Raw genomic sequence first — 15,252 nt, 5'->3', positions numbered from 1 at the left:
GGGAATCATCAGGCCGCCGAACATAGTGATCCTGTCGTGAACGGCAGGCTCCATCCTTCGTATCTCGAGCGCCGAGAAGGCGTGTGGAACTTTAGGGCACGTGTGCCCCGGAGCCTTCACACCCATGTCGGCCTGTCTGAGGTCCGTCGGTCACTCCACACACATTCTCCGTCGGAGGCTCGCGCTTTAGCGATCCGAGTGGCGGCCCGACTCCAAGTGGTGTTCCAGATGGCGACTGCCGAACAACTTTCGAAAGCGCGCGTGCGCGCGCTCATCAACGACTGCTTCCAAGAACTGCGCTCTGAGGCTGAAGGTCACTCCTACGTCTATTCCGATCCCGACCGCGAGCGTCACGAACAGAGGCGGATGATCGATGAGCAGCTTGTCGATCTCCAGCAGCAAATCGCGGGCGGCCGCTTCAAGCCAGAAGTTGAGACCATCGCTAAAGGTGTGATGGCTTCGCACGGCATCAATGCCGAACTTTCTCGCGGCGTGTGGCGAGACATTCTCGAAGGTGTGGCGAGGGCGCTTTCGGAGCAGGCCCGCCTGTCGGAATTTCGGCTTCGCGATCGCTTGGCCGACTACACGCCGACAGATCCGATCTTTGCCCCCTCCTCGCAATCGACCGAGGCTGTAGCACCGGAAAATCTGTGGGAGGAGCCCCCTCAGACATCGAGCGGTCCGACCGTGAAGGACGCGGTGGCAGCTTTCCTCGCCGCCAAGCGGAAGTCATGGGTTGGTAAGACCGTCAGTAGCCGGGGAAGTCAGCTCGCACTTCTGATCGAACACCTCGGGCAGGATCGCCCGCTGTCATCTGTCATCTCTCAGGACATGCGACTGTATCGTGATGGCATCCAGCGTCTGCGGAGCCGTCACCATGTTGGCGCATCCCTGACGTTCATCGGCAGGCAGACCGACTGCGTGGAGCATCGTATCCACGCCAAGACTGCACTGATCCATTTGGAAACGGCGAAAACCTTTTTTCGCTGGGCTGTCAGTGAGGGCTACATCGAGCGCAGTCCCGCAGCGCACCTCAGTGTCGAGAAGCCGAAGGTGCAGAAGGCGGCCAAGGCCCGTCGCCCTTTCACGAGCGATGAGCTGAAGCGGCTGTTCTCCTGTTCGTTTTTCACAGGATGCAAGTCGAAGGGGCGGCGCTACCTGGCGGGCGACGTCATCGTGAAGGACGCCCAATACTGGCTCCCGCTGCTTGGAATTTACACCGGCGCTAGGATGGGTGAACTGGTCCAGCTTCACCTGGCGGACGTGCAGGAAGACGCGCCCATCCCAGTAATCGCAGTCACTGATCTTGGAAGTGGGGCGATTGGCAGCGGCACGGAAAAGCACGTCAAGTCGAAGGCGGGAGTGCGGACGATTCCGCTGCATCCCGACCTGATCGCACTCGGGTTTGGCGACTTCGTCCGCCAGAGACGAAAGGGCAAACAGGCTGCTAAGCGGCTGTTCTTCGAAATCCCATTCGGGCGGGATGGCCAAGCGTCTACGGCCTATTCGAAGAGGTTTGCTCGCCTTCTCGACGCCGTCGGTCTGAGCGACCGCGCTCTCGTGTTTCACAGCTTCCGTCACACGGTCGAAGACGCGCTGCGTAACGCAAAGGAACCTCAGTACGTCATCGATCGCCTTATTGGACACAGCGATGGAAGCGTCAGCTCCTCCTACGGCGAGGGCGTATCGCTAGAGATCGCGGCCCAATCCATCAGAGGGATGAAGCTCCCGATCAGCCCCCGTGAAGTGCTCGCAGGCGCGTAGCGCGCACGCTCCTACAAACATCGAACAAGAACAATCGAGATCGCTATGGGCCTGAAATCGAAAGATAATTCGTCAAAGCAGACCAAGAAGAATGATACCTCTCCCGTTGAGTGGGACAAAGCTAGCTGGCAGTACAAGAAGGCCTACAACGCCTTCCACGCCGCCAAAGCGCGCTGCAGCAACCCTGGCCACAAGAGCTACCCCGACTACGGAGGGGCAGGAATCCAGTTCCACCTAGGCAGCTTCGGAGAATTCATCGCGGCAATTGGGTGGCCGAAATCCCAGGCGCTGAGCTTGGATCGCATCAATCCAGAAGGACACTACGAAGTCGCGAACATTCGCTGGGCCAGCGCCAAGGCCCAACAGCACAACAAGAAGAAAAGTTTGGGCGGCGCAACGCCGTCGCTTGCTCAGTACGTCCAGGCCGCGCAAGCCCAGGCGCAGACGAGCACGCTTCGTACGCAAGCGACCGATGCGTGGGTTCGCACCGTAGCGGCCTTAGGCAGAGGTTCGTTCACCACCGACGATGTTGAGATTCTGGCCTCTTACAAGATTCCTAGCTTGGCTTTTCAGGGGGGATGGGACTTTCACCACATCCCCCAACTCGCAGACCCGCTATCCTATTTTCGCATGCCGGCTCTGACCAAACCCGGCGAATGGATCACGCTAGTTGGAGGGCCTTTCCACTGCAACGCGGAGGTTCGTCACGGCACCCTCTCGCTGCTCGCAACAACCCAAAGCTATCCCGCAGGCATTCCTGAGAGGCTGAGGGAATGGATGAGGGAAGACGTGGCGGAGGGGCAGCTGGGAGCGGTGTGGGTGGGTCAATGCAGTTTGGCCCAACTGGCGTGTGGCGGCGTGGAGGGAGCGATGCTCAAGTTCGCTTCGAAGCTGGCCAAGCAGCGGCCTGTCACGTTTGTCCCCGCTCTCGATCTTGCTGCTGAACTCATGGATTTGCCAGGTGACTACGCATGGATTGAACATCCGTCCCGCCTCCTGAACCACAAGGTGTTGTTCGTGCCAGATCTACAATTGGACGCTGGCCAAGCGTTTGAGATGCCCAACGTGTTGGCCAACCGCTTTGGGAGCCTAGTTGAGTACCGAAAAGAGTACGGGCTAAAGACCATCGTCGCCGTGCAGAATCTGAGCAAACTTCCGCAGAAGCTTCGCTCCATCCTCTTGTCGCGACTGACAGCTAGGGACCTTGGAGAGGTCAGTTGGGTGCCCCCCACCCTTCACGAGCTTAAGCCCAATCACCCTCGTTACGATTGGCCGAAACAACGCTTCTTGTTCGCCGATATTCGGGCAGCGATTTCAGGGGCCTGATGGTTGAAGTCAGTGCAATCAATTGCACTGCGACGCTGGGAAGGAATTGCAGTTGGCTTCGCTAGCCATAACCGCAGCGCTGATCATCGCTTGCACTGCTCCATCAGTACATGACGGCGACACGCTTCGCTGCTCTGGCGAAAGCGTGCGGCTGTTTGGCGTAGATGCGCCTGAGGTTCGTCGAGGACAGACCCCCGCGGAACCGTTCGCCTATGAGGCGCGCGATGAGCTGATCCGCCTCACGCGCGGAAGGGTCGGCTGTACGTACGTTGAACGCGACCAGTATGGACGGTTTGTCGGACGTTGTTGGTCAGACGCCTCGCCGGACGTGAACGCCGCTGTAATCCGTTCAGGGTATGCCAAAGAGTACCGGCGCTTCAGCAAGGGCCGGTACGCCCGCGACGAGCTAGTTGCACGGGACGCAAGGCGGGGCGTTTGGCGGGACGCCCGCTAACGTAGTGACCGCGTATGTACAACGGTGACCGCCTCATTCGTACGCCCCGCGTTTCGCCGGCCTGAATCACGTCCGAACAGAGATGTCCCGAGTGCAATCAATTGCACTCAAAGACCTTCGCCTTCCGCGAGAATCTTCTGGATATGACGCACTTCATTTTTGGGGAGAGGAATCTCCTGCAGAGCCCAAAGAAGCACATCCTTAGCCACTCGATGGCGATCCTCGCCTGGCGAGCTGTCCTTGAACATCTGGATGTGTCGAAACAGAATCCCATTGTGCGCCAACGCTCGGCGAGGAATTGGCCGATGTCGGTGGTCGGGAAAGAAAGCGACATTAGCTTTCACAAGCGCTCGCCGGGCTGACATCCCTTTGGGGCTATCGACCAACTTCTCCAAAGGAGCTCCGTAGTGGTGACGCCACACCTGAGGGCTTCCGTAGAGCTCTGCAATCCAGTCCAGGTCTCTTCCAGCGAGCTTCTGCCTTAATGGTCGCGCATGCCGGCGCGCCCAAAAAACGAGATGGTCTACCCGGTGCAGGTCTACGGGAGAGATCACATAGCTATAGGCTGCGTAACGATTGGTGGCGCTGCCAATCACATTGAGATTTCGGATGAAGCCGTCGTCGGCCAACTCGAATATTCGGGGGCGGCCCGCAATTTTCGGACGGATGAACGGCGGAGGCTGAAGGCGCCTATCCAGCAATTTTAGCCTATGTAAAAGCTCTTCGATGTCGTGCGACGCCCCCTTGATCGAAGCACCGTTCACGAGCAGAGCGGCCTTCAGATATTTCTCGACTGCATGCAGGGACAGCCACCAAAAATCGTAGTCTCGGCACTCCAAAAACGCAGATCGCGCACCCGTGTAGTTCATATCCGCCGTGTCCAGAAACATCTCACGAGCGATTTGAATTCGTCGGGCTTCGACCTCGGAATGAAGCTGGTCATTCGGCGCATTCATCGCTGTTGCCCCCCTCTTATCCAGTTCGGATAGCCTGACTGTACCGATCTGATGAATACGCCACGACGCGTGGTTTACGGCGAAATAGGTGTCGGTAAACTCGGGGGGTGAAGCACAACTTTCGACATGAAGCACGCCTCGCTGTAGCCCGAGCAAAGGAGTTGCTGGAAGCGAGTGAGGGACTAGCCGCGATGCGATACGCAGCGCTGGAATGCCGTCTCGCAATGGAGGCCCTTACGTACGACCGCGCTCAGGCTTACCGGGCAGAGCTGGCGGCAGATGAATTCGATAAGTGGCAGCCAAGGCGGCTCATGAGCGCGCTGTTGGACATTGACCCACTCGCCGATGCCGAAAGGACCATCTCTGCCGGAAGGCAGTCAGAAAAGGGGAAGGCTTCAGACGAGATGCGTCTGCTTGGCACTGACACGCCGCTGACTTTGAAGACGCTAAAAACCCAGTATGACGCGATTGGAAGCTTCCTCCATCAACCCACGCTAGGCATGCTTGATCGTGGGATGCATCATGACGCGGAAGCGTTGCGATCACGACTTAAGCGGCTGCTCTCTCAGCTTGATGCCACGCTGGCATCAAAGATTTTCAACTTCACAGTTGGGCGCTTTAGCACCTGCACGTGCGGTCGCTGCGGGGTTCCCATTCGTCGCCGCCTCCCACGCGAGGAGGAGAGTACAACAGCCAAGTGTCCAGAATGCTCCGCCGGTTATATCCTCACGGTCGAAGGGGACGGCGTCACGTGGTCGGCCGACGATGTTGAGCTCCAATGCGCAACATCCGATTGCGACGGAGTGATTGTCGCTTTCAGCGATGAGGTCGTTCCTGGTCGCAGCTTTGTCTGCACACAATGCGGCCAACGATCAGTGATCGGGTTAGGTGTATGGGCCGCGAGCGATGCGTGACATTCCCCTTTGTAAGGGTGGGGCCCAAGCTAGTCTGAACACAGGCAAACCAACCTTCACCTGTTACCCATGCAGCTCGTCGCCTACATCCGGGTCAGCACCACACGACAGCAAGCATCTGGCCTGGGGCTAGAGGCGCAACAAGAAGCGGTAGACCGGTTCGCGGCGTTGAGCGGCGCACAGGTTCTGAACACCTTCACCGAAGTCGAGAGCGGTTCGGTCAATCAGCGCCCCGAACTTGGGAAGGCCCTCGACCTCTGCCGGCGCACCAAAGCCACCTTGCTTATCGCCCGCCTTGATCGGCTCTCGCGCTCGCTGGCCTTCATCGCTCAACTGCTTGAATCCGGCGTCGACGTACGTTGCTGCGACATGCCCGAAGCCAACCGTTTGCTCTTGCAGCTCTTAGCGGTATTTGCAGAGCATGAGCGCCAACTCATCCGGGACCGAACACGGGCTGCGCTTGCATCGGCGAAGGCCCGAGGTGTCAAACTTGGAAGCCATGGCGCTGTGCTTGCGGCAGAGCATAAGCAAGGCGCCGAGCGCTATGCGTTGACCCTGGTCCAAGCGGTAGAGGAAGCACGCCGAGAGGGCGTCGTAGCGATCCGCCCCTTGTCCGCCTGGCTCAATCAACGCGGCATACCGAGCCGTGACGGTGGCCGTTGGCACCCTACGAGCGTCAGCCGATTGCTAAGCAGGCTATCCGCCAATCACACTTGAGCTCCCCAACATTCCAAGTCAGAAGAGTCGTTGGGTCACCAATCAGGCGACCTGGGGCGTAGGAACCCCTCGTTAGGCGGCATGAGTGCGCCGTCACAGCACTCCTCGACCATTTGGTCGGGGAGGCATCAGCGTATGTCCAGGGCGCGAGCCTAAAGGCTGATGCGGCTTCCCTAGCGAGGCTTCCTAACTCCCCGATCCGGATTCGGGGAGTGATATGAACACCGCAAAGAAAAGTCAGAACCAACCACAGCCCGCAACTTCTTCAGCCAAACGCCTTACACTTTGGCTGCTCGCGTCACTCAGCGTTATGGCTGTATTTGCAGTCATCAGGTCCGGCGGCTCCTCTCCGCCTGCGACCCAAGCAGCACAAGTTACTGAGCCCGCCGCAGCTGAGTTCGATGTAGCGCTATACCCCGCTTTCGCTAGGAAGATGATCGGTCCGAAACTGAGAGACCCATCAACCGCTCAGTTTACCGAACTGACGGCATATCGGACGGGCGAGAAGCTTACCCTCTGCGGGCAGATAAATGCGAAGAACGCCTTCGGCGCTTACGTCGGCGCCGCACCCTTCATCATTTCGGACGATGGCATATTCGTGGGCGCAGAAGAGGTTACGGCGGACCAGGTGGCAAATCTCTGCACCGGTACCCGGCGGGCGAGCGTCCCTGAAGGGATGCTGAACTAGAGTAAAAACCTCTACCAAAATCAAATACCCACCGAAGATTGGGCTGATCCTCAAACATAGGGTCAGCCCATGATTTTCGATGAATTAGGTGGTCGCCTGGACGAGTTGCGGCAGCCTCGCCTCTACCAGCGCATTGCTCCCAACATGATCGGTAATGACGGCCTGCCAGAGCCAAGCGCCACGGCTGGCGTCGACGCATTGATTGCTGAATATGCGGTCCGACAAATCTTCACGTGGGATATGCCGACTGATCTTCGTGTACCTGCATCCGCGAGCGATCGATGGCTGGCGATTTCGTCGCTGCAAAAGGCGATCAGATTCGGAAACGTCCCAGCAGCGATGAATGCCGCGCACATGGCTCATTGCATCGATCCGCGAGGCCTGTGGCGACGTCTAGTCGTATGCGCGATGGAAGATGTCCTCCTTGGGAATTTGTTTGGCGTCAGTTCCGCGCTGGCGCTGATAGGTGACAAGGCCTCCCGCAGGCTCGCTGGGGATCGGAAAGCGGCCGTGTGGCTAGCTTGTATCCTTGCCGCGGGTTGGAAGGACCGAACTGCCTGCAACCTTACGACCATCGTCGACTTCGACAGGTCGCTCCATCCAAAGATGGACGCGTGGTCCAGGCTGTCAGACGAGGTGTTGGCGGCGAATGCCTCTGACATGGGCAGCACGACGCAGGATCGGATGCTGGCTACTTGGCTGCTCGCCGGCACGAAGCGGTATTGGAACGTCAACGTGCCGGTTGATAACGACCGCCCTCGTTCATCCCTGATGCGCTTGATGGTCGAGCAACAGATGCCGCTGCTGCTGTACTGGATCGCTGATCGAGCGGCGGTGCGCGGCGGAGACTGCCTGTTCGTAAGCCTGCTGCCTGTTTGGCAAATCCTGAGAGATGGACCAGTTCGGTTCGAGCTGCGGTCGTCCGAGCCCAAACGCGAAGAGCATAACGGGTTTTTAGCCGCAGCCTTCGACATGCACACCCGCGAAGGGCAGTCCGCACTTCGTGCGTTTGTACATCACCCGCCAGTCGCAGCGGCTCTCGATGCCGTCCCACCTTGCGACCGGAGAGCTCTGCTTTTCGTGGCTACATTTCTCGCGGAAGGAGGCCGCCTGAATCTGCGGCTTTCCTGTCCGGAGATGGACGCGTTGCACTTGACCGCGATGACGACTGAGCTCGCATATTTCGGCTCAACGAGTTTGAAGCACCAAGTTGCACTCCTTGGTGTCGTGGAAAGAAATATCGACGTGCTGAACCAAATGCGGGTCAACGCATCAAAGCGTGGCGAGGCTACGGGGGCATATCTCGCAGGTTCTCCTCCCCCTCAAGATCGCTTCCCCCACCAACTTCAACGGAGCTTGGCTTTAAGCCTCCTCAATGGCCCTATCGCTCCAAATCCTAGGCCCCTTCCAATCACTCCAGATTTCGACCTCGCGGACGGCGTCAAAATGCGCAAGCTGATGATGCGGCATTTGGAACAATACAAGAACAAATAGCTCGACTCTTCGAAGCGCTCGGCTACAGGATCGCGCTTCGGAGGTTCTTAATGTCGTCGTCCCAGACGCCTGCCAACGCACGGCGGGCGAGCGAGCCGCAGTGCCTGATGAGCGGGTTTGACCCGAGCCTCAGCTACGCCATCGGACCGGACCGCCACCTGCGCGCCCGTTGCCGCTGCAAGCTGATGGTGGTGGTGCACACCGACCGCTGGGTGGCCGAAGGCCTCATCGGCCAGCGCCTGAGCAAGTTCTCCGACCGCCTGCGCTGCCAGTGCGGCGCGCGCTCTGTCACCCTTGAGGTCTGGTCCGGCCCGCCCGACCCGCAGCTGCTGGCGGGCGGCGGCATCTATCCGTTCCGGTGATCCATGGGCTCGTGGAAGGTCAACCCGCCGCCGTCGGACCCCCACTGGGGCGGGAGCGGGCCTAGGGTCAACGATACGCCGCCGCGCGGCTGGCGGATCGAGAACGACAGCCTTATGCGCGACGACTCCTTGGCCGGCTACAAGGCGCGCGGCCAGGAGGTGCGGGGCACCTGCCATCAGCGCAGCTGCAAGCGCAGTTGCTGGATCGACATCGACTTCCTTGTCAGCCGCCATATGGGTGCCAGGGCCATGGCCGAGTTCAAGCGGCCCTCAAATGTCAGGTGCTTGGCGGCTGCTGGCTGGATTTTCGCGAGGAGCCCGCGCGGGTCGGCCTGCCCTTGCGCGCTCTGGCGGCCGCTGGTCCGGGGGTGCGCATCGAATTCAAATGCCAGGCCTGCGGCTACGCCAGGGCGGTGACCCCAGGGGCGATAATCGCGCGGCTCAAGGCCGACAAGCTGGGCGACGAGAACACCCTGCACACCGCCCTTCCCGACAAGTTGACCCGGCCCTGCAAGACCTGCTGGACCCTGCGCGTCGAATGGCGCGAGCCGCGCACGCCGCAGCTTGGCGAGGCCGCCAAGGCCTATGACCGCCGCATGCGGTCGTGACACAGATCAGGAGAGCCAGGGCATGGCCGAGACGCGCATCGCCGAACTGACCAAGGTGTTCGGCAATGAAGGACAACTGCTGTTCTACACCACGCCCCGCTACGCCCGGGGCCGCTCGTCAAGCGATTTCATCCGCCCCCATCTTGTACCCGGGTTTGAAGGCCTGTCGGGCTGGTTTGAACTGGAGCGTTTCAGGGAAGGCGGCTGGACGCTATGGCGCGCCCTGCGGCAGGTGGACCGCCCAGCTTGGGCCAAATAGGGTCTGACCATGCGATTGATGAAGGTTGGGAAGGACGTTGCTAGCCGATGGCGGGGGTTCAGATTTCGAGCGGCGTCCGAATAAATGCGGTCATATGGATACGGTCGCTGCCCGAGGCGGAAGTAGGGCCTTCAAGACGCATTCTTGATGACTTGAATAGCTTGAAGGGCGGCCTGCCGGTCAGAGAAGTTATTGTCGCCAATCGCGCCGAGCTGCTGTCCGTGCTTTGTGAGTTGGCGGAGGAATGCAAAAATGGCTTGCTTCCAATTCTTCATCTTGACGCGCATGGCCATGCTGAAGGTGGGCTGCTCACGGCCCCCTCTGGCGAGTGGACGTCTTGGGAGGATTTAGTCGCAAACCTCCGCGCGATAAACGCCGCCACCGGAAACAACTTAGTCTGCATATTCGCACTCTGCTTTGGTTTACACCTCTACAGATTTATGTCGATTACAGAGCTTGTGCCGGCCTTTCTGTTCATCGCGTCGTCCAAGGAGGTGACGGTTGGCTTTCTGGAAGATCAAACGCGAAATTTCTATCGTAACCTTATCGACACAGGTGACCTTACTTCCGCGTTCACCTCTTCGCTCGCAGCCGAAATGACGGCGATTTACTGCCAAGCATTGTTCCTCCGAGCCTTGGCTGGGTATGTGAAGGAGTATTGTCGAGGCGCTGGCCGCAAGCGGCGACTCGAACGGTTATTGACCGAGGGCTTGCAGGAGATCGGGGTGAGCACTCCGACGCCTAGTCAGCTTCAGACCCTTCGCAAGCACGCTCGCGCACAACTAAAGCCAGGCCCGCATTTGATCGAACGATTTGGAGCGACTTACCTCGCCGGACGACCTGCTGGCTTTACGTACCGGGAGGTGGAGTCGCTAGCGAACGGCAGCCGACGTTGAACTATGAGCGTGTCGGTCCACTCACCGCAATCAAGGGGGACACCTAATGGCCGCCATCGACGACCACGTCCGCGATGTAGTCTTCCCAGCTCTCCGCGAATATTGGGAAGCCGAGACCTCACTAAGCGAAGCAGTGGCCGAAAATCACGAGAATTTGCGTGAATTCCGCATCTCAGTGATGCGTCGCGCTCGGACAGCATCTTTGGAGCTCAACCACCTTGCGGACGTAGCCCTCGCAACGGGAGACCCTCGATTGACGGTGCGTACGCTTGACGCGGTCCGGGACCTTGTCAGAAAGCATTGCGAATACTTACGGGGCGGCGAGGCGTGCAACGATACGGCCCTTGTTCGGGATGTCGCGGACGCGTTCAAGCATCACACATTAGATCGCGCAAGCTCGTCTGTTAGCGGTCAAGAAGCAGTAGTCGCCTGCCACAGCGGATATAATGACCTCCCCCTAGGCGAGGGAAAATATGGCGGCAGTGAACAGGTTGTAGTGACGCTGAAGGACGGCACCCGACGAGCTTTGACGTGCATTCTTCAGAATGCCTCGGATGCGTGGTTACGCTTGCTAGGCAGCGATCTGCCTGAACTGAGCATGTTTCCGTCTGACGCTTAGTCGCGGCACTCGCGCTGTACCGTTATCGGCATTGCGATAAGCAACACTAGGTGGCAGCTTCCGCACTTCCTTCGAGACTGGGTTCCGTGTTCAATAATCACCTTGAAGCATCACTACGTCCCAGTCTTCCTGATACGGCAGTGGGCCGACGCCTCCGGGAAGGTTACCGCCTATCGGAAGTCGGCTTGGGGAATTTCGGCAAGGCCCTATGGCCCCAGGGCCGTCTGTTATTCGGACGACCTTTTTTTCGCTGAGCCATGACGTTGTAGCCGGGCTTGAGAAGCAGTCGGTTGAAACTAACTTCTTTCAGCTCATCGACGATGAGGCGGCCAAAGTGCGCCGCAAGCTCGCGGCCTATGGCGTAGCCAGTCTGACCGAGCGGGAGCGGCTGGAATGGAGCAGGTTTCTCGTTTCTCTCATCGCTCGCCAGCCGCGCATGGTCGCCAAAGTGCGCCAGGAAGCTCCCGCCTATCTTCGCGAAAGCCTTATGGCGCATCCTGAAGAGTATGAAGAGGTTCGGGCGGAAGCTGGGCCAGCTGATTTAGTCGAATGGACGGAAGAACAGCACCCTCACCTGATCGATAACTTCGGGGTTCCGCTGCTAGCAAAGCTGACTGATGACCTTGGCATGAGAGAACAGTTTTCTAGTCTACGATGGGTTCTGATAGACGTAAGCTTGGGAGGCCGAAATCTCCTTCTCTCCGATTATCCGCTTCTGCTTGAGGGAAGGCTCGACGAAAATGGCTTTTATCTTTCGCTCCCAATATCTCCGACCCAGTTGTTTGTCGGGTATCGAGACGAGAAATTTCGGTTGGCTTTAAGTCAGACCTCTGCGCGACAGCTCTCTTTGCGCTCAAATACGAACGCGGTCCGACGAGCAACTGAAAGAGTGATATCGGTGGACGGTGCTGACATGGCGTTCGTTGTTGAACAATGGGCAGCCAATCCGCCGATACCCAAAGAGGCGGTCTAGCCTCCAACTCCGCCCGCCATCCGTCGCTCGAACACGGCCCTATGATCAGCAGCTAATGATAGACACGAGCAAGATGGTGCGCCTCACTAAGTCGCAGGCTGCTGAGTACCGGTCCCGCCTCAGCGCGTGGCAATCGTTTGCCGACGCGACCGAACTCATGCGGGAAGTACGGGAGAGGCAGGGATTTTATGCAGTCTCGCAAGGTGCCGCTAAGTTTTGGCGCGAGATGCACGTCGCACTTTATTGCGCGGGCATAACTCATGCGAAACGGGTTCGCCTTGGCGACGACCCGCCCGATTTCGAGTTGGACTATGGGGACCATAGACGCGCGTTCGAGATCGTTAATGCGCTTCCGCCCGGTCGCCAGCTTGGTGCTGAATACGACGCGATGGCCGACCTCATGAATACAGGAAAGTCGGTTCCGATCACTCATCTGGATGTAGAAGGTGAGTTGGAGGATGCGCCCCTGGCTGTTGACGCCGCCATACGAAGCAAAGCGGCAAAGGGCTACGAGATGCCACTGGTACTTGTCGTCGATATTTTTCACTTCGTAATTGCTCGCAGCGACCGGGACGCGGAGCGTCAATGGGTGCGATCAGCCCAGAAGGCGCTGGGCTCTTTCATAGAGATTTGGCTGAAAAATGGATCTGACCTCATCCGCGTGACACCGAACGGCATTTCACGCCTCAGCCATCCTTGGCCCGCCGAAGCATAACCACAAATCGCGCGTGCAGGATTCACATGAACGCAGATGAACTAGCGGTGGCGACGTTACGACTCGCAGAACGGCAAGCCCTAGCGGCAGAGGCGCAAGTTTTTTGGTCTGCGGTCGGCTCAATACTTACGGCGGTGGCCGTTCTGTTCCCTGTGATGATCGGCTTGTGGCAGGCGTTCGGGCACCGCCTTTTCCCGCATCGGGCCTTCGGCAGCACCTATACCTTCGTGGGTGGGGGTGGCGAATTGGACAGTACCATCACCCTATTCAATAGGCTGAACGTGCCCCTCACGATTATCTGGTGGGACATCGTTTGGCTGGAGTTCAAGTGGTGGAAGATTACGCATGAGGCCATTGTGGTGGCACCAGATGTGCCTTGGGAGGAGCCGGGCTTCACATTGTCTCCGCACGGAAGCCATACGTTTACGGTAGGCACGGAACACGACCCCTTCGAGTGGGGACGTGAGCCGACAGGTCGGGCGCTTTACCTGCGCTTCTACATCGTCGGCGATCGCCGACCGATACGCCTCAAGGTCTACCCAAAGAGCCTTCAGGAGTAACCGCTATCCCCCGCAAGCCCACTCCCGCACTTACGAGTGCTTCGTCGGCACTCACGGATAGGCTCATGATAGTATAGTTACGTGAGGCAAGACGTTTTGCCTTGCTACACAGCACGCTCCACCCCCTTGCTCCCATTTTCACCCAAGTTAGTCGTCTATTCAGACACTTGGATCGGGGCATGCAAATCAGCTTCTTCTCCCACCCTCTCCGCCACTCTTTCCTGTTAAGATTTCCCCATCGCCGCAAGGCTTGCCGCCTCTGACGCCTGCGACTCTGAATCGCGGACGCGGGGCTGGCCTTGCGTTAGGTCACCGTGCTTAGAAGGCGCGCCCTTATGGTGAAGATTGGGGGATGGGGGTCAGGTTGCGCGCAGATTTGGAGCTTTCCGGCCGACGGCGTCTGACCCAGTCGGAACTCAATCTGATTTTGAACGCCCATGAGCGGCTGGTCGCCCGCATGCCCGGCGGTAAGCGCGCCATCCTGCGCTTTACGCATCTGAGCGGTCTGGACCTGTCGCGACGCGACCTGTCGGGGGTGGACCTGTCGGCCTCGGTTCTCGAGGGCTGCAAGCTTCAGGGCTCCAAGCTGGACGGCGCCAATCTGTTTGGCTGCGACCTGCGGCGAGCGGACATGCGCGGCGCCAGCCTGGTTGACGCCGACATGCGCGGGGTCGTCCTGCGCGGGGCCACGCTCAGCTCGGTGAACCTGACCCGCGCCGACCTGCGGCCGGCGGTGGTGACCGCCCCCGGCGCCCATCGCAATCGTAGCGGCGCCGAATCCCTGCGCCCGTCCGAGGCCGACGAAGCCGATTTCGGCGGGGCCGTGCTGAACGACGCGCAATTCTCGGACGTGTCGGCCATCTCGGCTGATTTCACCGACGCCGCTCTGCGTGGGGTGACCCTGCAAGGGGCGACGTTGCGGGGCGCCAAGTTCGCGGGGGCTATCCTGGTCAATGCGGACTTCACCAACGCCGACCTGGATCGCGCCGACTTCGAGGGCGCGGTGCTGATGAACGTCACCCTGACGGGCGCCAAGACGGTGGCGACCAAGATGGGCGGCTGCTTGGTCGACCCGACGCCGGATTCGGTGGAGCGCTCGCGCGTGGTTCACGCCGCCTTGGTGGAACACGACCGCTGGTGTCGCACCGACGGTCGCGAGGGATCGCCCGCGATCATCGACGGCGAGGATCTTCGCCCCCTGACCACGGCGCTGACGGGGCTGAAGCTGACCGCCATCTCGGCGCGCCGGACGTGCTTCGTCGGCCTGAAACTGTCGGGCGCGGAGATGCAGGGCGCCAAGCTGGACGGCGCGGATCTGCGGGCCGCCGACCTGCGCGGCGCCGACCTGCGCGGCATCCGGCTGCGAGGCGCCAATCTGAGCAAGGCCGTGCTGCGGGACGCCAAGCTGGGCCCGCTGCCCCTGCGCGATCGCAACTCGCCCGCCGACCTATCGGCCGCGCGCGGTCGGTATCTGGAAGCACTGGGCGCCGACTTCACCGCCGCCATCCTGGACGACGCGGACCTGCGCGGCGCCGATTTCACGGGGGCCACGGTGGACGGCGCCAGCCTGAAGAACGTGGTCACCACCCAGGTGGTGTGGGGCGTTTCCCCGACCGAGAGCGGCGACTGACTTGCGCGGCCCCTCGCGTCGGGCCGGACAAATCCCCATCTACGCTGACCCCTGCGTCAGGAATTCTACTTGGCGTAGCGATAGTTTGGCCGTTTACTCATACGCGAAATGAACGAACCTGACCGGGATAACCAATCGGGAATGGAACGGCTGACACCGCGCGAGCGCGAGTGCCTGCAGCTGGCCGCGCAATATCTGAACTCCAAGGAAATCGCGCGCCAGCTCGGCATCAGCGCCAAGACCGTCGATACCCATGTGGAGAAGGCGTGCAAGCGTCTGGGCGCTTCGAACCGCCGCGACGCCGTCCGCATGCTCGC

Annotated in this window: 18 protein-coding genes and 2 pseudogenes; 19 read left to right on the top strand and 1 reads right to left on the bottom strand. The window is 59.8% G+C overall.

Annotated features, from left to right (window positions below; genetic code table 11):
- Positions 1-36: 36 nt before the first annotated feature.
- The 4 genes and pseudogenes from O5K31_RS18390 to O5K31_RS02905 form a co-directional block, all read left to right on the top strand.
- A pseudogene (locus O5K31_RS18390) lies at positions 37-222 on the top strand (DUF6538 domain-containing protein); the annotation flags it as partial.
- 6 nt (positions 223-228) lie between these two features.
- Entirely contained in the window at positions 229-1,764 is a 1,536-nt protein-coding gene (locus O5K31_RS02915; RefSeq protein ID WP_269715645.1) for a site-specific integrase, read from the top strand.
- A gap of 45 nt (positions 1,765-1,809) precedes the next feature.
- Positions 1,810-3,090, top strand: a complete 1,281-nt coding sequence (locus O5K31_RS02910; protein ID WP_269715644.1) for a hypothetical protein — start codon at positions 1,810-1,812, stop codon at positions 3,088-3,090.
- Between the two features lie 145 nt (positions 3,091-3,235).
- Positions 3,236-3,544, top strand: a complete 309-nt coding sequence (locus tag O5K31_RS02905; RefSeq protein WP_269716988.1) for a thermonuclease family protein — start codon at positions 3,236-3,238, stop codon at positions 3,542-3,544.
- Positions 3,545-3,651: 107 nt separating this feature from the next.
- Here O5K31_RS02905 and O5K31_RS02900 read toward each other — a convergent pair whose 3' ends face one another.
- Positions 3,652-4,635: a hypothetical protein gene (locus O5K31_RS02900; protein ID WP_269715642.1), complete on the bottom strand. Its 984-nt coding sequence runs from the start codon at positions 4,633-4,635 to the stop codon at positions 3,652-3,654.
- Between the two features lie 176 nt (positions 4,636-4,811).
- Here O5K31_RS02900 and O5K31_RS02895 point away from each other — a divergent pair, with 176 nt between their 5' ends.
- The 15 genes and pseudogenes from O5K31_RS02895 to O5K31_RS18380 all read left to right on the top strand — a co-directional run.
- Complete coding sequence (locus O5K31_RS02895) at positions 4,812-5,414, top strand: hypothetical protein (RefSeq protein WP_269715641.1); 603 nt, start codon at positions 4,812-4,814, stop codon at positions 5,412-5,414.
- Positions 5,415-5,483: 69 nt separating this feature from the next.
- Positions 5,484-6,131, top strand: a complete 648-nt coding sequence (locus O5K31_RS02890) for a recombinase family protein (protein ID WP_269715640.1) — start codon at positions 5,484-5,486, stop codon at positions 6,129-6,131.
- A 217-nt stretch (positions 6,132-6,348) separates the two neighbouring features.
- On the top strand, positions 6,349-6,819 hold the full coding sequence (locus O5K31_RS02885) for a hypothetical protein (protein ID WP_269715638.1): 471 nt from the start codon (positions 6,349-6,351) through the stop codon (positions 6,817-6,819).
- Between the two features lie 69 nt (positions 6,820-6,888).
- Complete coding sequence (locus tag O5K31_RS02880; RefSeq protein ID WP_269715637.1) at positions 6,889-8,313, top strand: hypothetical protein; 1,425 nt, start codon at positions 6,889-6,891, stop codon at positions 8,311-8,313.
- Positions 8,314-8,420: 107 nt separating this feature from the next.
- On the top strand, positions 8,421-8,675 hold the full coding sequence (locus O5K31_RS02875) for a hypothetical protein (RefSeq protein ID WP_269715636.1): 255 nt from the start codon (positions 8,421-8,423) through the stop codon (positions 8,673-8,675).
- A gap of 281 nt (positions 8,676-8,956) precedes the next feature.
- A complete protein-coding gene (locus O5K31_RS02870) occupies positions 8,957-9,283 on the top strand; it encodes a hypothetical protein (RefSeq protein ID WP_269715635.1) in 327 nt (108 codons plus the stop codon).
- 22 nt (positions 9,284-9,305) lie between these two features.
- Positions 9,306-9,542: a hypothetical protein gene (locus O5K31_RS02865; protein WP_269715634.1), complete on the top strand. Its 237-nt coding sequence runs from the start codon at positions 9,306-9,308 to the stop codon at positions 9,540-9,542.
- 161 nt (positions 9,543-9,703) lie between these two features.
- Positions 9,704-10,438: a hypothetical protein gene (locus tag O5K31_RS02860; protein ID WP_269715633.1), complete on the top strand. Its 735-nt coding sequence runs from the start codon at positions 9,704-9,706 to the stop codon at positions 10,436-10,438.
- Between the two features lie 46 nt (positions 10,439-10,484).
- On the top strand, positions 10,485-11,057 hold the full coding sequence (locus O5K31_RS02855; RefSeq protein ID WP_269715631.1) for a hypothetical protein: 573 nt from the start codon (positions 10,485-10,487) through the stop codon (positions 11,055-11,057).
- A gap of 102 nt (positions 11,058-11,159) precedes the next feature.
- Complete coding sequence (locus O5K31_RS18385) at positions 11,160-11,318, top strand: DUF4238 domain-containing protein (RefSeq protein WP_442867749.1); 159 nt, start codon at positions 11,160-11,162, stop codon at positions 11,316-11,318.
- Complete coding sequence (locus tag O5K31_RS02850) at positions 11,266-12,030, top strand: DUF4238 domain-containing protein (protein ID WP_269715630.1); 765 nt, start codon at positions 11,266-11,268, stop codon at positions 12,028-12,030. The genes O5K31_RS18385 and O5K31_RS02850 overlap by 53 nt, the downstream gene beginning before the upstream one ends.
- Before the next feature lie 73 nt (positions 12,031-12,103).
- Positions 12,104-12,745: a hypothetical protein gene (locus O5K31_RS02845; RefSeq protein ID WP_269715629.1), complete on the top strand. Its 642-nt coding sequence runs from the start codon at positions 12,104-12,106 to the stop codon at positions 12,743-12,745.
- A gap of 26 nt (positions 12,746-12,771) precedes the next feature.
- Positions 12,772-13,305 carry a hypothetical protein gene (locus O5K31_RS02840; RefSeq protein WP_269715628.1) on the top strand — a complete coding sequence of 178 codons (534 nt, stop codon included), beginning with the start codon at positions 12,772-12,774 and terminating at the stop codon, positions 13,303-13,305.
- A gap of 364 nt (positions 13,306-13,669) precedes the next feature.
- Complete coding sequence (locus O5K31_RS02835) at positions 13,670-14,935, top strand: pentapeptide repeat-containing protein (protein ID WP_269715627.1); 1,266 nt, start codon at positions 13,670-13,672, stop codon at positions 14,933-14,935.
- A gap of 108 nt (positions 14,936-15,043) precedes the next feature.
- Positions 15,044-15,235: pseudogene (locus O5K31_RS18380) on the top strand (LuxR C-terminal-related transcriptional regulator); the annotation flags it as partial.
- Between the last annotated feature and the right edge of the window lie 17 nt (positions 15,236-15,252).

It is taken from the genome of Caulobacter sp. NIBR2454, from assembly GCF_027474405.1.
Lineage (GTDB): Bacteria > Pseudomonadota > Alphaproteobacteria > Caulobacterales > Caulobacteraceae > Caulobacter.
The sequence above is the reverse complement of the archived record's forward strand: the minus strand, read 5'-3'. Positions and strand labels throughout refer to the sequence as shown.

Bases quoted from the DNA above. Each gene is read 5' to 3' on its own strand.
- O5K31_RS02865 (WP_269715634.1), top strand. From the start codon at position 9,306: ATGGCCGAGACGCGCATCGCCGAACTGACCAAGGTGTTCGGCAATGAA.
- O5K31_RS02915 (WP_269715645.1), top strand. From the start codon at position 229: ATGGCGACTGCCGAACAACTTTCGAAAGCGCGCGTGCGCGCGCTCATC.
- O5K31_RS02880 (WP_269715637.1), top strand. From the start codon at position 6,889: ATGATTTTCGATGAATTAGGTGGTCGCCTGGACGAGTTGCGGCAGCCT.
- O5K31_RS02850 (WP_269715630.1), top strand. From the start codon at position 11,266: ATGGCCCCAGGGCCGTCTGTTATTCGGACGACCTTTTTTTCGCTGAGC.
- O5K31_RS02910 (WP_269715644.1), top strand. From the start codon at position 1,810: ATGGGCCTGAAATCGAAAGATAATTCGTCAAAGCAGACCAAGAAGAAT.
- O5K31_RS02875 (WP_269715636.1), top strand. From the start codon at position 8,421: ATGAGCGGGTTTGACCCGAGCCTCAGCTACGCCATCGGACCGGACCGC.
- O5K31_RS02895 (WP_269715641.1), top strand. From the start codon at position 4,812: ATGAGCGCGCTGTTGGACATTGACCCACTCGCCGATGCCGAAAGGACC.
- O5K31_RS02890 (WP_269715640.1), top strand. From the start codon at position 5,484: ATGCAGCTCGTCGCCTACATCCGGGTCAGCACCACACGACAGCAAGCA.
- O5K31_RS02885 (WP_269715638.1), top strand. From the start codon at position 6,349: ATGAACACCGCAAAGAAAAGTCAGAACCAACCACAGCCCGCAACTTCT.
- O5K31_RS02855 (WP_269715631.1), top strand. From the start codon at position 10,485: ATGGCCGCCATCGACGACCACGTCCGCGATGTAGTCTTCCCAGCTCTC.
- O5K31_RS02840 (WP_269715628.1), top strand. From the start codon at position 12,772: ATGAACGCAGATGAACTAGCGGTGGCGACGTTACGACTCGCAGAACGG.
- O5K31_RS02845 (WP_269715629.1), top strand. From the start codon at position 12,104: ATGGTGCGCCTCACTAAGTCGCAGGCTGCTGAGTACCGGTCCCGCCTC.